This window comes from Halomonas qaidamensis (genome assembly GCF_025917315.1).
Lineage (GTDB): Bacteria > Pseudomonadota > Gammaproteobacteria > Pseudomonadales > Halomonadaceae > Vreelandella > Vreelandella qaidamensis.
Genome location: NZ_CP080627.1, coordinates 3,326,847 through 3,343,213 on the forward strand (window position 1 = coordinate 3,326,847; position 16,367 = coordinate 3,343,213).

Genomic DNA, 16,367 nt, shown 5'->3' on the forward strand with positions numbered 1-16,367 from the left:
CTATCAAGCCCTAATACTATCAAGCCCTAATACTATTATGACGGGTGGGGTTTGCCTGCCCCGCCCTGACGACAAGGATTGAATCACCATGAAACTTGCAACACTTAACAAGGGCCGCGACGGAGAACTCATCATTGTTTCTCGCGACCTTTCCCGCGCGGTAAGCGCTGCTGATATTGCGCCCACACTTCAGTCGGCTCTTGAAAGCTGGGAAGCCGTTAGCCCGCAGCTTGAAGCACGCTATGCGCAACTAAACAGTGGCGACGCTGAAGGTGCTTTTGCGCTTGACCAGAGTGCCCTGCACTCCCCGTTACCGCGCGCCTACCAGTGGGCTGATGGCTCCGCCTATCTAAACCATGTCCAACTGGTACGCCAGGCACGTAATGCCGAGATGCCCGAAACCTTTTGGACTGATCCGCTCATGTACCAGGGCGGTAGCGACTGCTTCCTGGCACCTACCGAAGATATCGAAGCGGTGAGCGAAGAGCATGGCATCGATTTTGAGGGCGAAATCGCCGTCATTACCGATGACGTGCCGATGGCTGTAACGCCCGAGGAAGCCGCCAAGCATATTAAGCTAGTGATGCTGGTTAACGATGTCAGCCTGCGCGGCCTCATTCCAGGCGAACTCGCTAAAGGCTTCGGCTTTTTCCAAGCCAAGCCTGCCTCTTCTTTTTCGCCCATCGCGGTGACCCCCGATGAGCTGGGCGATGCCTGGCAGGATGGCAAGGTACACCTACCGCTGACCGTGCACCTGAATGGCGAGAAGTTTGGCGAGCCAGAAGCGGGTCCCGATATGATTTTCAGCTTCCCGCAGCTGGTTGCCCATGCGGCCAAGACCCGCTATCTCGGCGCGGGCGCGGTCATTGGTTCGGGCACTGTTTCCAACCCAGACCCGGATGGCGGCCCTGGAAAACCAGTGGCTGACGGCGGCGTGGGCTATAGCTGTTTGGCCGAAGTACGCATGGTCGAGCAGATACTGTACGGCCAGGTAAAAACTCCCTTTATGCGCTTTGGCGACCGAGTGCGCATCGAGATGTTTGACCGCGATGGCAATAACCTGTTTGGTACCATCGATCAGCAAGTCGTAAAGTACCAGCCCAAATAAGCAAGACCAGAAAGACAACATAAGGAAGGCAACATGACGACGCTTTACGGCTATTTTCGCTCGTCGGCTGCTTACCGGGTGCGGATCGCCTTAAACCTCAAAGGCCTGGACTATGACCAGGTCCCAGTTAACCTGGTGAAAGGCGAGCAGCGTGGCGGCGAACAGCTGGCGCGCAACCCCCAGGGGATGGTGCCTAGTCTAGTGCTAGATGATAGCTCAGTGATTAACCAGTCGCTGGCAATCTGTGAGTACCTCGATGAGGCACACCCCGAGCCCGCGCTGCTGCCGGTTGACGCGTTAGCGCGCGCAAGAGTTCGTGCGCTTGCTCAGTCAGTCGCTTGCGAGATTCATCCGCTCAACAACCTGCGGGTGCTCAAGTATCTCGTCAGGGAGCTGGGGGTGGATGAGGCGGCAAAGCTAGCCTGGTATCGCCACTGGATTACCGAGGGCTTCACAGCATTGGAAGCAATGCTTTCCGCTGACTCGAATACCGGTGATTTTTGCCATGGCGACACCCCGACGCTTGCGGATATCTGCCTGATTCCCCAGGTGTATAACGCAGAGCGCTTCGAGTGCGATTTGTCAGCCTACCCGACGATCCAGCGTATCGCTGCCCACTGTCGGTCGCTGCCAGCGTTCGAAAAAGCCGCACCCGAGACGCAGCCTGACGCCAACTAAACCAAGCAAAAACAAGTTATACTAAGCAGGCTAACATAAGCGGGCGTCTTTCCATTCGGAAAGGCGCCCGTCTCGTGTCCGAAGGGGCATCACGTCCAACCATAAGGAGTTAAGCGGTGCTAAAGCTGCCCTCTTCCGCCACCGTCTTGGCACTAGCCGCGGTGACTGCACTTGGCCCGCTGGCAACGGATATGTACTTGCCAGCCATGCCCGCCATGGCAGACGCGCTGAATACTGGCCCAGACCGAATACAGCTCACCCTTAGCCTCTACATGGCTGGATTCGCCCTGGCCCAACTGCTGTGTGGCCCGATCTCTGATCGCTTTGGACGCCGGCCGGTGATGATCGCAGGGTTATCACTGTTTCTTGCGGCAAGTCTACTCTGCGCCTGGGCACCTAACGTCGAATGGTTACTAGTAGGCCGCTTTTTGCAGGCCTTTGGCGGGGCAGCCGGCCCCGTGCTAGCACGCGCTGCGGTGCGCGATATCCATGGCCCCATCGAAGCTGGGCGCATTCTCTCGTATATGGCCAGCACCATGGCACTCGCCCCGGCCTTAGCGCCAGTGGTGGGCGCGGGGTTACTGCTGTTTTTTGGCTGGGAATCGGTGTTCGTGGTGCTAGCGCTCTACGCGGCAGTGATGCTGGCGGTGCTCATTTTCATGCTGCCCGAACCCTTGGCGATAGAGCAGCGGCAGTCGATCCACCCAAGAACAATATTGGCAAACTTTCGCCTACTGCTAAGCCAACGCGCCTTTCTTGGCTACACCTTGGTGAATGCGGCCGCTTTTTCAGGGCTGTTCGCGTACCTTTCTGGCTCATCCTTTGTGCTCATCGAGTACATGGGCGTCGCCCCTACGTTGTATGGCGTGCTGTTCACGCTGATTGTCGCAGGTTTCTTCGTCGGCACGCTGGTCAGCGGCCGCTATAGCCACCGCTTGGGTCGTGATCGTCTTATCACCCGGGGAACGGTAGTCTGTGCGGCAGGGGGCGTGATCATGGCCGGCTTGGCTGCCGTTGGTATCCATCACCCGTGGGCGGTGGTGGGACCGCATATGGTATTTATGCTGGGGGTAGGTATTCTGATGCCGCAAACAATGGCCGGTGCACTGGCGCCCAACCCTCAGTGTGCAGGCGCGGCGTCTTCTTTATTTGGTTTCCTGCAAATGACGATTGCCGCTGTGGTAGGTGGCTTAGTCGGGCAATTCCACGACGGCAGCTCGCGCACCATGGCCTTTACGATCGGGCTGATGGGGCTGCTCGCACTGACAAGCCACTGGCTGCTGGTACGCCGCCAAAAAGAGGCGTAGCTGAATCAACTGTATCGCTACCTAGCAAAAGGCCACGCATTGCGTGGCCTTTTTTACCTATATTGAGTTGCCTTAAGCAGCTTCAACAGCGATGGTCTTCGAGCGACCTTCACGTAGCTCCTTCAACAACGTCTCGCGGCGCTCGTTGGCTTTCTCAGCGGCAGCTTCGCGAACGGGCCCGAAACCACGAATTTCTTCCGGCAGCTTAGCAAGCGCTAAGGCCGTGGCGTGATTCGTGCCATCAAGGCGAGCCACTAACTCATCCATCAACTGCTCGTAGTCAGCCAACAAGGTGCGGTCGAGCTTACGATCAGCGCTGAAGCGGAAAGGATCAAGCGCCGTATTGCGCAAACCGCGCATCTTGGCCAGCACACCCATTGCCTTCAGCACCCAGGGGCCGAAGCGACGCTTCACCGGACGCCCTTGCGCATCTTTACGACCACCCAATAGCGGCGGTGCCAAATGGAAAGTTAGCTGGTAATCACCCGAGAACGTGGCTTTAACCTCATCCAGAAAATCGCTCTGGGTGTAAAGGCGCGCCACTTCATACTCATCTTTATACGCCATCAAGCGATACAGCTGATGGGCGACAGCCTCACTCAATGATTGACCACCGCCTAGCGCGGCTTCTGCTTCGCGCACTTTCGCTACCTGGGTAACGTAACGCTCAGCCCAGGCACGGTTCTGATAGCGCTCCAGGTGGCGACTATTACGCGCTACCACGTCGTCTAGTGTGGCATTGGCGGACAGTGGCATCGTGTCCAGATGCTGCTGAAGGTAGTCGGGCTCTACCGCTGCCAGGCGTCCCCAGGCAAATGCCTGACGGTTCTTCTCAACGGCGACACCATTAAGCTCTAGCGCACGCTGCAGCGCAGGTTCAGAAAGTGGCACTAGCCCCTGCTGCCAGGCAAATCCCAGCATCATCATATTGGAAAAGACCGTATCCCCTAGCAGCTGTTCGGCTAGGCGATTGGCATCCAGAGAAGCAAAGCGTTCATCTCCTACCGCTTCACGCAACATGTTAAGGCGCTTGCTGGGCTGCATATCCGCATCGCGATAAAGGACATAATCTGCCGTGGCTAGCTCAGCAAGATTCGCCACGATACGGGTGGTCGGCTGCAGCACATTCAGCGCTTTCTGCGAACTGGCCACGACCATATCGCAAGCGATCATTGCATCGGCCTGACCCGCTTCGATACGTACCTGATTCAGCTCGCTGGGCTGTGATGCCAGACGCACATAGCTAAGTACTGCCCCACCTTTTTGCGCAAACCCCATAAAGTCGAGCACGCTGCTGCCCTTGCCTTCCAGGTGTGCTGCCATGGTGATCAGCTGGCCGACAGTCACCACGCCCGTGCCGCCAACGCCACCCACCAACAGGTCATAAGGGGCAGCCAAAGTGGCAATGGAGGGGGTAGGCAAATGTGATATACGCTTCCAAAAGGCGTTATCTGCCGTGACGCCTTGCCCCTTACGCAGCCCGCCACCTTCAACAGTGACAAAACTGGGGCAAAAACCACTGACGCAGGACATATCCTTGTTACAGGATGATTGATCGATCTTGCGCTTACGGCCTAGCTCGGTCTCGCGAGGCACTACCGATAAGCAGTTGGACTGTACGGAACAATCACCACAGCCTTCGCAAACATGATGGTTAATGAACACTCGGCGGGCTGGGTCTTCCATCAAACCACGCTTGCGCCGACGGCGTTTTTCAGCCGCGCATGCCTGGTCATAAATCAACACGGTGCAGCCAGGAATTTCGCGCAGTTCACGCTGTAGCGTGTCCATCTCTTCGCGTCCGTGGAAGGTTACCTGCTTAGGAAATTCTTTTTCATGCCCCCGGTATTTTTCAGGTTCGTCACTGACCACCACTACCCGACGAACGCCTTCATCCAGCGACTGCCGAGCAATCATCGGCACGTTGATTTGTCCATCCACGGGTTGGCCGCCCGTCATGGCAACCGCGTCGTTGAACAAAATTTTGTAGGTAATATTAACGTTGGCAGCCACGGCTTGGCGCACCGCCATGGAGCCCGAGTGAAACCAGGTGCCTTCGCCTAAGTTCTGGAAGATATGACCATTACCGGTAAAGCGGCTCTTGCCCACCCAGTTAACGCCTTCGCCACCCATCTGAATTAACGATTCGGTGCTACGGTCCATCCACGAGGCCATAAAGTGGCAACCGATCCCCGCCAGGGCTTTACTGCCTTCAGGCACCTTGGTCGAGCTATTGTGTGGGCAACCGGAGCAGAAATACGGCATGCGGCGTACACCACCGAGCTCTTTCACGCCTGCTTGGCAGGCATCAACGGTTGCCAACTTGTCGCTAAAATCAATGTTGAAAAAGCGCGCTAAACGCTCGGCGACAAAGCCTGCCAAGAGGCGCGGGCCTAGCTCTCCCACGAAAGGAATCAAAGGCTTACCAGTTTCATCCTGCTTGCCGGTAACGATAACCTCGCCTGGATGGTCGGGTTCCGACATGTACTCCTTCAACTGGCTTTCAATAATGCCGCGCTTCTCTTCAATGACCAGCACTTCGCGCTTGCCATGAATAAACTCAAGAATGCCGGGTCGATGGAGCGGCCACACCATCCCGACTTTGTATATTTCCACCCCCAACTCACGCAGCTTCGCTTCATCCAGCCCCAATAAACGCAGCGCCTCAAGTAAATCCAGGTGCCCCTTGCCTGTGGTCACCAGCCCAAACGTCGCCTGTTCTTGGCGAAATAAGTACTGATCAATCGGGTTGGCCGTGGCAAACGCCTGAACGGCGGCCAGCTTGTGCTCAAGACGGGTCTCAAGCTGCGGCCCCGGCAAGTCAGGCCAGCGATAGTGCAGCCCGCCTTCCGGCATATCGAAAGCTGGCGTTACATACTCAGGCAAAGGTGGCACCTCCACCGACGCGCCGCTCTCTACGGTTTCAGAAACAGCTTTGAACCCCACCCAGCAACCTGAGAAGCGTGACAGTGCATAGCCCCACAGCCCGAAGCGTTCATATTCCGCCAATGACGCGGGGCTCACTACCGGCATAAACCACGCCATAAAGGCGACATCCGACTGGTGTGGCATTGAGGACGACACACACCCATGGTCATCACCCGCGACCACCAGCACACCGCCAGTCGGTGAGCTGCCGTAGGCATTACCGTGCTTTAACGCATCGCCCGCGCGATCAACGCCTGGCCCTTTGCCGTACCACATGCCGAAGACACCATCGACCTGCCGCTCAGGGTCCGTTTCCACCTGCTGGCAGCCAAGCATCATGGTGGCTGCCAGGTCTTCGTTGATCGCCGGGACAAAATCGATGTGATGCGCTTCCATAGCGGCTTTCGCCCGCCAAATCTCTTGGTCTACACCGCCCAAGGGCGAGCCACGATAGCCGCTGATAAGCCCAGCTGTATGGCGACCATCGCGGCGATCAAGCTCCGCTTGGCGTAAGGCGATACGCACCAACGCCTGGGTGCCGGTTAGAAAGATACGGCCTTCACCACGGCTATAGCGGTCGGCCAGCTGATAGTCATCAAGACGATTGTCATTGAGAGGATTGTCATCGAGTGCGTTATCGAGAGGTGGGGTAATAGAACCCGCCTGCTCAGCAATTGAGGGGGTTGTCATGAGAGATCACCAGTACGGTTGAAGAGTTATGGTTGTAATACGCTTGAGTCTAGCCAAGAGCGCACTAAAGGTGCTTGCTAATTCACTCTTCAAAAGCCTGGTTATTAATCATTACTTTCATTTTTTTAGTTTTGACGCAATGATATTCAACAAACCACAAATAAATGAAATACCCCTATGAAAGAAACGACCAAAGAAATCACCTTAGACAGGCATGATCAGCGCATCCTTACCCTGCTTCAGCAGCAAGGACGCATTACCAATAATGAGCTTGCCGAACAGATAGGCCTTTCCCCCGCCGCCTGCTGGCGACGGGTAAAAGCATTGGAAGAGAGTGGCGTCATTCGTCGCTTTGCAGCGTTGGTGGAGCCCAGCCTAGTGGGCCAGCCACTATCAGCGCTGGTCATGGTGACGCTAGTTCGCCACCACATCGACAATACCGTCGAGTTCGAAAAACGCATTCTGCAATATCCAGAAGTGCTGCAGTGCTATGCCACCACCGGCAACGCCGATTTCGTACTACGGGTGGTGATCGAAGACATGGCGGCCTATGACCGGTTTCTGAATGAAAAACTCTTCACCTTGGACGGTATCTCCCAGGTCAGCTCCAATTTCGTACTGCGTAATATCAAAGAAGAGACCGCTATCCCGATTCGTTGAAACCAGACGAGCGAAGTCATAACTACCAAGCACAGAGCGTTTTACAGGTAGTGCCCAGAGCCTAAAAACAAGACGTAAGTATAAAACCATACTGTCTAAAACTAGTTGCCAGTGAAACTATCTGAAGGCAAGGTAAGCGATGTGATTTACGCCACCCGAGAAGACGCCACTTGCTCGGTGTTAGGCGTTACCAATAACAACATAGGCGCTAATAGCGCCGGTTATGGAGCATTAATATGAATAAACCAGCTCGCTTACTCGTGGGTGCTATCGCTTTTTCAAGCATGGCATTCAGCATGTCTTCCTTTGCCCAGGCAACCATCACCGTCAGCACCTGGGGCGGGCCTAATCACGGTGTTAATACCATTGTTTGGCCAACCTGGAAGGCATGGATTGAAGAAGCCACGGATGACCGTGTCACGGTAGAAGTAGTGCACGATATGGGGCCGCCTCCCGCACAGATGGAAATCGTGGCTGATGGTATTGCGGACGCCAGCTGGATTTTTCACGCCCATATGGCGGGCCGCTTTCTAGCCACACAGTTGCCTGAATTCCCTACGTTTGAGGAGTTCTCCTCAGAAGATGCCTCCGCCGCTTATTGGCATACCCATCAAGCATATTTGCAGCAAGCCAATGAGCATCGTGGCGTTGATGTGGTGGCGATGGGTGTACATGGCCCAGGCCAAATATTTACCCGTGAACAAATAAGCTCAATCGATGAGCTTGCTGGCAAACGACTGCGCGTAGGCGGCGGTGTGATGAGTGGCTTAGCCGAGGCAATGTCGGTCACCGGTGTCTCCATTCCGCCCACAGGTACCTACGAAGCGGCCTCTCAAGGCGTTGTTGACGGTGCAATGTTAACGCTTGAAAGCTTGCGCAGCTTCCGCGTGGTTGAAGTAGCCCCGCATACCCTGACCGTAGACGGCGGTTTCTACCGCGGCAGCTTTGCGATTGTGATGAACCCGATGTTCTGGGACCAAGTGTCGGACGAAGACCGTGCGGCGATTGAAAGCGTGTCAGGCGAGCGTCTTTCACGCTTATTTGGCTACATGATGGATGTTTCTGACCAGCGCGGCGTTGAGTTTGGTGAAGACAATGGCGCAACGTTTACCCAAGCATCGGAACAAGACATTGATTACCTGCGGGGCGTCGCTAGCAACTTGCAGGATGCCTGGAGTGAGTCAGTAAAGAGCCGTGATGTGGATGCATCAGCCGCGCTTGCCTTCTTTCATGAACAGTTAGTCCATGCGGCAGCTGAAGAAAGTATTGAAGCGAGTGTTGTTAGTCACTAAATGAGCCGTTCTAGATGACAGAGGGGAAGCGCTTTCCCCTCTGCGCTTTCCCTCTCTTAGCTCGTCTTCACTTGCCTTTAACTGCCCTCTTCGTCAATTTGAATGCCCTCGCGCGCCTCATTAATCGCCGCTATTACTTGATCGATATCGGGTAGTCGGTGGGCAAGTGCCAGGGCCAGCTGGGCAAGCAAGAGCGTGTGCTGCGTCTCAGGTACCGAATCCAGCGTGACAGCCAGCTGTTCATAAACCTGTTCAAGGTCGGCAAACGGTAAAGCGGCTTGTGAAGAGACTGTGGGTGTCGATATCGCGGTCATGCGCATTATTCTCCCAGTGCTGTCTTGAAGGCGCGGTTAAGAGAAGCCGCTTCCAGTGCTTTCCAGCGGGCGGTGATATGACGATCAGGTCGTACTAAGTAAGCACTTCCAGAACTGGCGTTATACCCCTCAAAGCAAGCACCCTGTTGATCAATCAAGGTGGTAAAAAACGCCGGGCAGGCATAACGAGCAATTATCAACACATCAAAACCACTGTAGTGTTTCTGAAGGTCAACTAAGGCGGCCTGTAGTTCAGGCGTGACGCTACCATCCTCACTAAACACCAGCAGGTTAAACCCCGTTCCCAGGTGGTCGAGCAAGAAGCTGTTTTCGCCTAATCGGCGATTGATTAATGGTGCGCCAGGTATCGGGCCAGCGCTAAAACCGATGTCATCCTCTGCCGTCACAGGGCTTTCAGCATAGGTGTAGGGCGTGACTTGCCGTGGGTCGGCAAAACGGCTTGCGTAGTCGTTACGTAGAGCCAACGATAACGCTGCATCTCGCATCAACCGATACCCTTGACTGGGTGGGGTCATAAATCGAGTGCTCTTACCAGCATTTGCGAAGACTTCTAGTGTGGCACCGCGCCGTTCTGGGCTATAGCTATCCAATAGCTTCTCAGAAGCCTTGTTGTTCAGCACCCAAGCTAGCTTCCAGGCGGCGTTAACCGCATCGGCCAGCCCGTTATTCAGCCCACGCACCCCAAAAATGGGTACTAAATGGGCACTGTCGCCAATAAACAACACACGGCCATGGCGGTAATCGTCGAGGGCTAGCGTGTAGGCTTTGTAAAGGCTCCACCACTCAAGCTGCCACTCCCCCTCTTCACCTAGCATCTCAATAATCATGCCAACGCGTTCACGAATAGCGCTCTCGGTTACAGCCTGCTCGGGGCTTTCATTCGGCAACAGTTGATAGTCGATGCGCCAAATATCATCAGGCTGTTTATGCACTAGCAGGGTAGATTCAGGCATTACTGAAGGGCTGAAAAACGCCCTGCGCTCGGTCGGAAAGTCAGACGTCATGCGTACATCAGCAATCACATAGCGCCCTTCATAGGACTCACCGTGCAACGGCAGGTCAAACGACTTGCGCACAACACTACGCCCACCATCCGCCGCCAACAAATAGGCGGCTTCTAACTGATATTCGCCCTCTGGGGTAGTCACACGCAGAGTTACGCCGGTATCACTTTGCGTGACGTCGCTAACGGCCTGCTGCCAGCGCATTTCAATTAACGGGCTTTCCATCGCCTTATCGACCAGAAACTGCTCAATATACTGCTGTTGCAGGTTATACATTGGCAGAAAGCGCTCGTGCTCTGAATGCGGCATCTCAAAACGATAGACTTCCTGATCATGGAAATAGGAGCGCCCTCGCGTCCAGCCAAGCGCTTTGTCGATAAATTGCTGCTCGACGCCTAATTGTTGAAGAATTTCCAAGCTGTGGCGGGAAAGACAGATCGCCCTGGAACCATCATTGAGCGTCGCCTTATCATCAAGCAAGACTGACTGAACACCTTGACGCGCGAGTTCCAGCGCGGCGGCGACGCCGACGGGCCCTGCCCCCACAATGGCGACCCGGTGCTGTTTTTTCTCACCTTTTAATTCACCGGGACATACAAAGGGGAAATGCGGATAATCGAAATACAGCGAGTCAAGCTCACCCTTGCCTGCTGGTCGCATAGCACTCTCCTGTGACTGTTATTTTTAAAATGGAAGCGGTACGGAAAGGTGTATAGGCCGTATAGCGATAGCCTACACTGAAGGTTTCAAGGGGGTTGTCCCGTAAAAAGCGGGACATTTATAGCCCATCAGCGTTAACTCATTTCATGATGGCGGGGCACAAGTGAACAAAGCGGCTAACACCCAGCTAATCGAATGGGGAGCTTTACTGCCAAGCGTGGCAGCCTGCATCGAGGCAGTGGAAAGAGACAACTTCGAAAGCCAACTGCTTGCGTTATTGCATCAAGCCGTGGGTATCGAGCAATGTATGATTTTTGGCTGCTCAACGAGCGGCGACATCGACTGTTTGCTGGCCGCTAATCATCAGCTTCCGCGGGTGGCTGATCGCTTAGCCCATCTCTATGTGAGCGGCCTGTTCCGACAAGACCCTAATTACCGGCAGCTAAGCCAACTGGCAGGCAAGCAAGAACCTATAACTACCGACGCATTGACCACCATGCAGGTTGAGGCAATGTCACCAGCATATCGTAGTCATCTGTTTGCTTTTCCAGATCTTATCGACAAAGTATCACTCAACGTTGCTGCAAAAGAGGGGGCTTATTACCTTAATCTCTACCGCGGCCCTCAGAGGGGCCCCTTCACCGCCGCTAACCTGGATTGCTTAAATAGCATAGCGCCGCTGTTAACCAGTTTACTTCGCCGCCACTACAGCAACGCCCCTGCTAGGCCTGAACAACTTAGCGCCCGCGAAGCCGCCGCGCTGGCCCCGTTATCTGAGCGCGAGCGTCAGCTGTGTCTCTATTTACTGCGTGGCCACACGCTCAAAACCGCGGCGGCCAAACTCGATGTCGCTTTTTCAACGATAGAAACCTACCGCAAGCGTGCCTATGCCAAGTTAGGTATCGCGTCAAAAGCTGGCTTGGTCGCGCTTTGTAAAGCTTCAAGGTAGCGTTATTAACCCGCTCATTGCTGCTTAACGACAAGCAATGCCGTCTCTATATTTGTTTCATTTGAAACCAATTTGATCCGCATCAAGATAATTCTGCGCTTAGCGGTTGATACTGGCGTCATCGTCAATAACACCTGAGGGAGAATCATCATGGCTACTGCTAAAAAAACAGAGACCACCTCTTGGTGGGAACGCCTAACTGAGCGCTGCTACGCAACGTCGACCGCAACGCTCGCTCGCAACGTAAAACAGGAAGCAGGCGCTAGCTATGATGCGCTTATTAGTGATCTAGAAAGACCGCTAGAACCTCACTTCGAGCGAGAACTGGCAAAGCAGCTAGCAACCGACCAACCGGCTCATTTCAGCCCAGCCAGCACCTTGATGCCCGTGATGATGCAGCGCTTTGGTCTTCAGGAGAAAAGTCTGGAAGAGAGCGGTCTGATCAATCATGCCGACTATGTTGCACTACGTGACAACTGCAACGCCTGTGCAGTCGTTGGCGAGTGCTGGAAAGCGATGCGAGCCAATGCCGAGCTAGATGAGTGCCGTCACCTATGCCCCAATGCAAACGCCTTTGATGCTTTAGCAGCACGCTAACGCAAAGCGCTCCCATCAACAGTGGATGGGAGCGCTTTTTACCTTAGCCTTGTTTCAGCAATGGCTTCAGGAAGCTTGGTGGCGCAGCCGTGGGCTAGCCAGTTCTCCCACCACGGTAATAATCACCAGCAGGGCCAGCAACCACGGCCACTGAGTACCGACCTGGAGAGTAGCAAGGCCCAGCGCATCGATGAAAATCAACACGATGCCTAACGGGCTGACATAACGCACCATAAACAGCCACAGCGTGTGCTGGGTACGGGAGAGGCCTAGTTCTTCTCTGAATATTTCAGTACGCAGTAGGAAGCCCGCCATCAGTGCCATGCCCAGACCGCCCAACGGCATCATCCAGCGGGAGGTCAGATAATCCAGCCAATCGAAGAAAGTGCGGCCTGCCAACGTCCAATCCGCGCCCATATTGAACGACAGCATTGCCAAGGTGCTCACCAGCCACAGCACGATGCCCACACCCCAGGATGCCCGTTTACGCGTCATCCCTTTGCTTGCAACGAGCCAAGCCACGGTCGCTTCGATCATCGAAATTGACGATGTAAGCGCGGCCATCGACAGCATCACAAAAAACAGGACACCAAACAGCGTACCAAAAGGCATTGCCTGGAAGGCCAAGGGCAAGCTCATAAAGATCAACCCTGGCCCTTGGCCGGGATTCATTCCGTTAGCGAAAATAATCGGGAAGATAGCCAAGCCAGCCATCAGCGCGACAACGGTATCAGCAATAGCCACACTGAACGTTGTGCGCGCAATAGAGTGACCTTCTGGCAGATAAGAACCATAAGTAAGAATGGCACCAGACGCGAGCGACAAGGTAAAGAAGGCATGCCCCAGTGCCGCTAAGAGTCCTTCACTGCTTAGCCCTTCAGTATTGAAAGAAAACAGAAACGACCAAGCATCAGCAAAGCCACCAGAGAAAGCACCGTAGCCAATCAGTATGCCCAGCATGATAACCATGCCCGGCATCATCCAGCTGACACTCTTTTCAATGCCTGCTTGTACGCCCTTGCCCACGATGAGCATGGTCAACACCGTTACCAGCGTACTCCAAGCGCCTAGCGTGAAAGGGTTGGCATTATTAGCGGCGAAAATCGCCGCCATGTCATCGACGCTGTTGCCCGCCAGTCCGCCGCTTAGCATTTTCCACAGATAGGAAAATGACCAGCCAGCAACAACAACGTAGAACGACAGAATCATGAAACCACACAGCATGGCCATCCAACCGAAGATCGACCAGAAACTGCCACGTCCCGACTCGTGTACCACTCGGCGGATAGCATCAATCGGGCTGCCCCTGCCACGGCGGCCAAAGCTGATTTCAGCCATCATGATAGGCACACCTACCGCCAATATGCAGGCCAGATAGACCAGCACAAAAGCGCCACCGCCAAACTCGCCGGTGATGTAAGGAAACTTCCAGATATTACCCAGGCCCACTGCAGAACCAGTGGCTGCCAGCACAAACCCCCAGCGGCCCAGCCACAGCGTTTTGGGGGGCGTATTTGTCGTTGTCATTGGGAAACCTTATAAATTTATATTGTTTTTAGGCTATTTATTTTGTTCTGTTAAAACAGATGCTTAAGCGCGATTAGCTGCCTATAAAAGCCAACTAACTGCGGTTAACTAGTGATAAATAGCCATCTATAACGAGTCTATGGGGATAGCGACAGGGCAGGAATGGGTTTACCTCACATTGAACGAGGCGTTACCCGTAGAAGTAGCATGCAACTGTAAACTAAACGTTACACTTAGACAAAAATGCCGAAGGATGGGGGTCTTCCGCTGTATTTTACTGACAAGACGTAAACAAATCGTGACAGTTAATTTTCCTGCCATCAGAAATTGTTAAAAAATTTTCTAACGTGCTGTTTCAAGTACCGTCTCAAGTACTGTTTCAAGTACTGTCTCAAGCGCCGTCTTGAGCACCAATGCCGTAGCGTTTGAGTTTGTTAGCAATAGTGGTGTGAGAAACACCCAATCGCTTTCCTAATTGGCGGCTGGACGGATACTGCTGATACAGCGTACTTAAAATATTTCTTTCCACCTCTCCTAACATGTCGCTCAAGCTTCCCTCTAAGGGTATGCCCGCCAGCTCAGGCGATACGTCACTATGGGGAAGACGCAGATGCACCGGCTGAATGACTTTTTCTTCACATAGCGACACCGCCTGGAACAACACATTTTCCAGTTGACGCACATTACCCGGCCAATCGTAACGGGTGATTTTTCCCAGCGCTGCAGGCGAAAGTTCGGGCAGAGGACAGCCTATCTGACGCGCCGCACGATCAAGCACATAGGCCGCCAACTCTTCGATGCCGTCCAGGCATTCACGTAAAGGTGGCACCTGTAGCGAAAGCACATTGAGCCGGTGATAAAGATCCAACCTAAACAACCCTTCACTACACAGCTGTGGCAGGTTTTGTTGAGTGGCACAGATCACTCGGACATCCAGAAAGGTTTCCTCCTCGCTACCCACTCGCCGGAAGCCACCATCTTGAAGAAAACGCAGCAGTTTCGTTTGCAGCCGTGGGCTCATTTCCCCTACTTCATCGAGAAAGACGGTGCCTCCTTCATTAAGCTCCAGAAGGCCAAGCTTTCCTTCTGGCCGAGCGCCTTCAAAGGCACCGGGTGCGTAACCGAAAAGCTCTGTCTCGGCCATTGATTCAGGCAACCCGGCACAGTTAAGCACCACAAACGGCGCTTGCCCGCGAGGGCTTGCCAAATGACAGGCACGAGCCACCAGCTCTTTGCCAGTCCCCGTTTCCCCTACAATCAGCAGCGGTGCATCCAGCGGTGCCATGCGTCGCGCTTCGTTAATCACCGCCTCCAATCGCGCACTCGACTGAAAGATAGCCTCAAAGCCACGCAGTTCCTGGCGCTGCACTTGGTAAATCCGTGCACCGATACGGTCGGCACGGTGCAACGTCACCACCGCCCCGGCTAATGAGTCCACCTTGGTGTCTTCGGTGTGCAGTGGCGCAATATCGGCAAGATAGGTGTCGCCTTTTAGTTTGATCCGCAGCCCATTGATACGTGAGTTGTTGCGGCGAATCACCTCGGGAAGGTCGACTTCGTCAAGGTAACGATCCAGTGAGAGCCCTGGCACTTCTTGAACGCGCACCCCCAACACCTGAACAGCGATACGGTTGGCCGCCACAATGCGACCCTGCATATCTATCGACATCACGGGGTCAGAAAGCGAAGACAGCAATGCATCCAACTCCAAATGACGACGCTCGCTAGGCATTAAACTCGCGCGTTTGACGCCAAATACGCCTGGTATTGCTTCCAATACCGGCTTAAGCGTACTCAGCTGCGCATTAAGCAACTTTGGGACATGCAAATAGATGGTATTGCCCTGCTCGCCACCGACTTCTCCCCGTGCGACATTAATTCGGTAGTCGGCAAACTGGGCCACTATATCGCGAAGAATACCAATGCGATTCTGACAGTAAAATTTAAGACGCATAGAACCCTCACGGCATAAAAAACCACTTACTTAGGAAGTCTCTCTGACTAGGCGTTACCTGGAAAATCGGCGATTTCGGACACAGCCTAGCCACCACTCACTGGCAGCCCCTGCTCCTCTTTCATACTACGCAGTATGATTTCAGAGCGGACCTGAGTGACATTAGGATGAGGTAATAAATGATGATGAATAAAGTCCGAAAACTCGGTGAGGTCCTTGGCGATAACGTGCAGTACATAATCTGCATCTCCTGAGACAGAATAGGCCTCACGCACCATGGCATGCTTTGTCAGTAACGCTACAAAATCATCATCCATGCTTTCACCGTGCGCTTTAAGGTTAACTCTGGTGATCGCACGCAAGCCAAACCCCAGGCTGCTGGCATCAAGCCTCGCCGAATATCCTTTAATTACCCCTTCAGCTTCTAAGCGCGCTTTGCGTCGGGAACATTGAGAAGGTGACAGGCTGACATGCTCGCCCAATTCTGAATTGGTGAGGGCTGAGTTCTTTTGCAACGCTGATAAAATTGCAAGATCATAACGATCTAAAGAAATCCCATGCATAAAATGCTCCTATTGCGCACAAGCTGTGCGCTATTTGGCGGCATCTTGGGTTAGTTTGCAACCTAATTGCACCGCCTCTTCCCTATACTTAGCTTGTTAATCTACAAGACAATAA

General features: G+C 54.0%; 13 protein-coding genes. 7 read left to right on the forward strand and 6 right to left on the reverse strand.

What is annotated here, in order from left to right:
* Window positions 1-88: 88 nt before the first annotated feature.
* From K1Y77_RS14965 to K1Y77_RS14975, 3 genes are all read left to right on the forward strand, one after another.
* On the forward strand, window positions 89-1,108 hold the full coding sequence (locus K1Y77_RS14965; RefSeq protein WP_264017486.1) for a fumarylacetoacetate hydrolase family protein: 1,020 nt from the start codon (window positions 89-91) through the stop codon (window positions 1,106-1,108).
* Window positions 1,109-1,141: 33 nt separating this feature from the next.
* Window positions 1,142-1,786: a maleylacetoacetate isomerase gene (gene maiA / locus K1Y77_RS14970; protein ID WP_264017485.1), complete on the forward strand. Its 645-nt coding sequence runs from the start codon at window positions 1,142-1,144 to the stop codon at window positions 1,784-1,786.
* 116 nt (window positions 1,787-1,902) lie between these two features.
* A complete protein-coding gene (locus K1Y77_RS14975) occupies window positions 1,903-3,093 on the forward strand; it encodes a multidrug effflux MFS transporter (RefSeq protein ID WP_264429275.1) in 1,191 nt (396 codons plus the stop codon).
* Between the two features lie 72 nt (window positions 3,094-3,165).
* On the opposite strand, the gene K1Y77_RS14980 is transcribed toward K1Y77_RS14975, so the two are convergent.
* Window positions 3,166-6,711 carry an indolepyruvate ferredoxin oxidoreductase family protein gene (locus tag K1Y77_RS14980; protein ID WP_264429277.1) on the reverse strand — a complete coding sequence of 1,182 codons (3,546 nt, stop codon included), beginning with the start codon at window positions 6,709-6,711 and terminating at the stop codon, window positions 3,166-3,168.
* 177 nt (window positions 6,712-6,888) lie between these two features.
* Here K1Y77_RS14980 and K1Y77_RS14985 point away from each other — a divergent pair, with 177 nt between their 5' ends.
* Window positions 6,889-7,371, forward strand: coding sequence for an Lrp/AsnC family transcriptional regulator (locus tag K1Y77_RS14985; RefSeq protein ID WP_030070938.1), 483 nt, complete (start codon window positions 6,889-6,891; stop codon window positions 7,369-7,371).
* A gap of 236 nt (window positions 7,372-7,607) precedes the next feature.
* Entirely contained in the window at window positions 7,608-8,663 is a 1,056-nt protein-coding gene (locus tag K1Y77_RS14990) for a TRAP transporter substrate-binding protein (RefSeq protein WP_264429280.1), read from the forward strand.
* Between the two features lie 77 nt (window positions 8,664-8,740).
* Here the strand turns inward: K1Y77_RS14990 and K1Y77_RS14995 are convergent, their stop codons facing one another.
* Entirely contained in the window at window positions 8,741-8,977 is a 237-nt protein-coding gene (locus tag K1Y77_RS14995; protein WP_264429282.1) for a hypothetical protein, read from the reverse strand.
* 5 nt (window positions 8,978-8,982) lie between these two features.
* Window positions 8,983-10,662: an FAD-dependent monooxygenase gene (locus tag K1Y77_RS15000; RefSeq protein WP_264429284.1), complete on the reverse strand. Its 1,680-nt coding sequence runs from the start codon at window positions 10,660-10,662 to the stop codon at window positions 8,983-8,985.
* A 163-nt stretch (window positions 10,663-10,825) separates the two neighbouring features.
* Here K1Y77_RS15000 and K1Y77_RS15005 point away from each other — a divergent pair, with 163 nt between their 5' ends.
* Together K1Y77_RS15005 and K1Y77_RS15010 are read left to right on the forward strand one after the other, a co-directional pair.
* Complete coding sequence (locus K1Y77_RS15005; RefSeq protein WP_030070941.1) at window positions 10,826-11,611, forward strand: helix-turn-helix transcriptional regulator; 786 nt, start codon at window positions 10,826-10,828, stop codon at window positions 11,609-11,611.
* A 150-nt stretch (window positions 11,612-11,761) separates the two neighbouring features.
* Complete coding sequence (locus tag K1Y77_RS15010) at window positions 11,762-12,208, forward strand: DUF6455 family protein (RefSeq protein ID WP_264429286.1); 447 nt, start codon at window positions 11,762-11,764, stop codon at window positions 12,206-12,208.
* 66 nt (window positions 12,209-12,274) lie between these two features.
* Here the strand turns inward: K1Y77_RS15010 and K1Y77_RS15015 are convergent, their stop codons facing one another.
* From K1Y77_RS15015 to K1Y77_RS15025, 3 genes are all read right to left on the reverse strand, one after another.
* Window positions 12,275-13,735: a sodium-dependent transporter gene (locus K1Y77_RS15015; RefSeq protein WP_030070944.1), complete on the reverse strand. Its 1,461-nt coding sequence runs from the start codon at window positions 13,733-13,735 to the stop codon at window positions 12,275-12,277.
* A gap of 391 nt (window positions 13,736-14,126) precedes the next feature.
* Window positions 14,127-15,689 (reverse strand): sigma-54-dependent transcriptional regulator, encoded by a 1,563-nt coding sequence (locus K1Y77_RS15020; protein ID WP_264429288.1) that lies wholly within the window; start codon window positions 15,687-15,689, stop codon window positions 14,127-14,129.
* A gap of 86 nt (window positions 15,690-15,775) precedes the next feature.
* Entirely contained in the window at window positions 15,776-16,252 is a 477-nt protein-coding gene (locus tag K1Y77_RS15025; protein WP_030070947.1) for an Lrp/AsnC family transcriptional regulator, read from the reverse strand.
* Between the last annotated feature and the right edge of the window lie 115 nt (window positions 16,253-16,367).